The sequence below is a fragment of the Pseudomonas onubensis genome, assembly GCF_965653655.1.
GTDB lineage: Bacteria > Pseudomonadota > Gammaproteobacteria > Pseudomonadales > Pseudomonadaceae > Aquipseudomonas.
Map to the genome: position 1 here is coordinate 1 of NZ_CBFHAZ010000193.1, position 2654 is coordinate 2654.

The window sequence follows — 2654 nt, forward strand, 5'->3', positions numbered from 1 at the left end:
CGCGAAAGCGGTGGATCAGCCAATGAGTCTGTTGACTGACACACCGCTTTCGCGAGCAAGCCCGCTCCCACATTTGATTCGTTGTGTTGCTCACATCTCTATCAGCTGCTAAACCTTGTTGCACATTGCCAATGACAAGGAAGCAGTCACATGTCAGTCGAGTCAGAAGTATCCCTGGATGGGACGAAGTTGACGATCACGGTCAAGGGGCGATTCGATTTCGGTAGCCACCAGACCTTTCGTGATGCCTACGAGCGGTTCTACAAAGTGCCCGAGATCTACGTGGTGGACTTGAAGGAAACCACTTACATGGACAGCTCGGCCCTGGGCATGCTCCTGCTGTTGCGTGACCATGCCGGTGGCGATAACGCCGAAGTGCAGGTGATCAACAGCAACTCCGATGTGCGCAAGATCCTCGCCATCTCCAACTTCGACAAACTGTTTGATCTCAGTTGAGCACCCTGGCCCCGGTCCTCGAGCCGCTGACGATCCTGATCGCCGAAGACAGCGCCGCCGATTTGCTGTTGCTGTCGACCATCATCCGGCGTCAGGGCCACCAGGTGCTTACCGCCACGAATGGCGCGCAAGCCGTCGAGGTGTTCACCCGTGAACGCCCGCAACTGGTATTGATGGACGCCCTTATGCCGGTGATGGACGGCTTTGAAGCGGCGCGGCAGATCAAGCAGTTGGCGGGCGAGGCGCTGGTGCCGATCATCTTTCTCACCTCGTTGCGCGAGAGCGAAGCCCTGGCCCAGTGCCTGGATGCCGGCGGCGATGACTTCCTGCCCAAGCCTTACAACCCGCTGATCCTGGCCGCCAAGATCAATGCCATGGACCGTTTGCGACGGCTGCAGGCCACGGTGCTGCGCCAGCGTGACCAGATCGCCCGGCACCACGATTACCTGTTGCACGAGCAGCGCGCGGCCAAGGCGGTGTTCGATAAGGTGGCGCATTCGGGTTGCATCAATGCGGCGCCGAACATTCGTTACCTGCAATCGCCTTATGCGCTGTTCAACGGCGACCTGTTGCTGGCGGCGTACACGCCCTCCGGCGACATGCATGTGCTGCTCGGTGATTTTACCGGCCATGGCCTGCCGGCCGCCGTGGGCGCCATGCCGCTGGCCGAGGTGTTCTATGGCATGACCGCCAAGGGCTACGGCCTGGCGCAGACCCTGCGTGAGATGAATGCCAAGCTCAAGCGCATCCTGCCGGTGGACATGTTCTGCTGCGCCACGCTGGTGTGCTTGAGTACCCAGCGGCGCGTGGTGGAGGTATGGAACGGCGGCATGCCCGACGGCTATGTGCATGAGATCGCCACGGGCAAGCGTACGCCGTTGGTATCGCGGCACCTGCCGCTGGGTGTGTTGTCGGCACAGGCGTTTGATGACAGTACCGAAGTCTGGCCCATGGCCCTGGGCGACCGGGTGTTCTTGTTGTCCGATGGGGTGCTGGATACCGCCAACGCCAATGAGCAGTTGTTTGGTGCGGCGCGTTTGCAGCAGGTATTCGCCAGCAATCGCAAGCCCGACCGGTTGTTCGAAGACATTGAGCAGGCGCTGGCGGCGTTTCGGGGTGAGGCGCGTGATGATGTCAGCATGGTCGAGATCATCTTGCAGCCTGGCCAGCCGTCGCGGGCGGCTGAGCCGCTGTATGCCGACAGTGGCCAATCGTGCCCGCTGGATTGGTCGGTGAGTTTCGAGTTTCGTGCGCGCACGCTCAAAAGCTACAACCCGTTGCCGTACCTGCTGCAACTGTTGCTGGAGATTCATGGCCTGCGTGGGCAGAGCGGGGCGCTGTACAGTGTGATGGCCGAGTTGTATTCCAATGCACTGGAGCATGGCGTGCTGGGCCTGGATTCGCGGCTCAAACGCGATGCCCAGGGGTTTGCCGAGTATTACCGTCAGCGCAACGAGCGCCTGGCGCAGTTGAACAACGGTTATGTGCGTGTGCATGTGCAGGTGGTGCCGACTGCGCCGGGCGGCAAAATGACGCTGCGCATCGAGGACAGTGGGCCTGGATTTGACGTCGAACAGGTGCTGGCGCGGCCGCAGGATATAGACCGTTTGTCTGGCCGTGGGCTGAGCCTGGTACGGCAACTGAGCAGCGATGTACGCTGGACCGATGGCGGGCGCAGTGTGTGCGTGGAGTTTTGCTGGGGGGCTCTGGCATAATCCGCCGATTCTTGATCAAGGAGCGAACAAGTGCTTGAGATTCATCTGGACCCTGATGTGTTGACGGGCCTGCAGGAAGTGATGGAAAACGAGTATCCGAAATTGCTGGATACCTTTCTGGACGATTCGCAAAAGCGCATCGATGCGTTGCGCAAGTCGCGTGGGGATGCCAAGGCGTTGGGGCGGATTGCGCATAGCTTTAAAGGCAGCAGTGGCAACCTTGGGGCGGTTCGGTTGGCGCAGTTGTGTCAACGGCTGGAGGTGGAGTCCGTCGAGTTGTCGGCGGACCTTGGGGCACTGGTTGATCAGATAGATCATGAGTTTGCGTTGGTGCGGCCGCTGTATGAGTCGGAAAGGCAGCGCTTCGGTCTCTGAATCACCACAGTTGTACCAGACCCGTGCGGATCAACTTGTGGGAGCGGGCTTGCTCGCGAAAGCGGCGTGTCAGCCACTGAATGTGTTGGCTGATACACCGCTTTCGCG

Annotated in this window: 3 protein-coding genes; all 3 read left to right on the forward strand. The window is 60.2% G+C overall.

Annotated features, from left to right (window positions below):
* Positions 1 to 150 precede the first annotated feature (150 nt).
* The 3 genes from ACTD9P_RS29455 to ACTD9P_RS29465 are packed head-to-tail and all read left to right on the forward strand — an operon-like array spanning position 151 to position 2546.
* Positions 151 to 456 (forward strand): STAS domain-containing protein, encoded by a 306-nt coding sequence (locus ACTD9P_RS29455; RefSeq protein WP_438870399.1) that lies wholly within the window; start codon positions 151 to 153, stop codon positions 454 to 456.
* Entirely contained in the window at positions 453 to 2171 is a 1719-nt protein-coding gene (locus tag ACTD9P_RS29460) for an ATP-binding SpoIIE family protein phosphatase (RefSeq protein WP_438870400.1), read from the forward strand. The genes ACTD9P_RS29455 and ACTD9P_RS29460 overlap by 4 nt, the downstream gene beginning before the upstream one ends.
* A 30-nt stretch (positions 2172 to 2201) precedes the next feature.
* Positions 2202 to 2546, forward strand: a complete 345-nt coding sequence (locus ACTD9P_RS29465) for an Hpt domain-containing protein (RefSeq protein WP_438870401.1) — start codon at positions 2202 to 2204, stop codon at positions 2544 to 2546.
* Positions 2547 to 2654: the final 108 nt, after the last annotated feature.

What these genes read in the sequence shown, in the direction of transcription:
- ACTD9P_RS29455 (WP_438870399.1), top strand. Translation starts at nt 151, where the DNA reads ATGTCAGTCGAGTCAGAAGTATCCCTGGATGGGACGAAGTTGACGATC.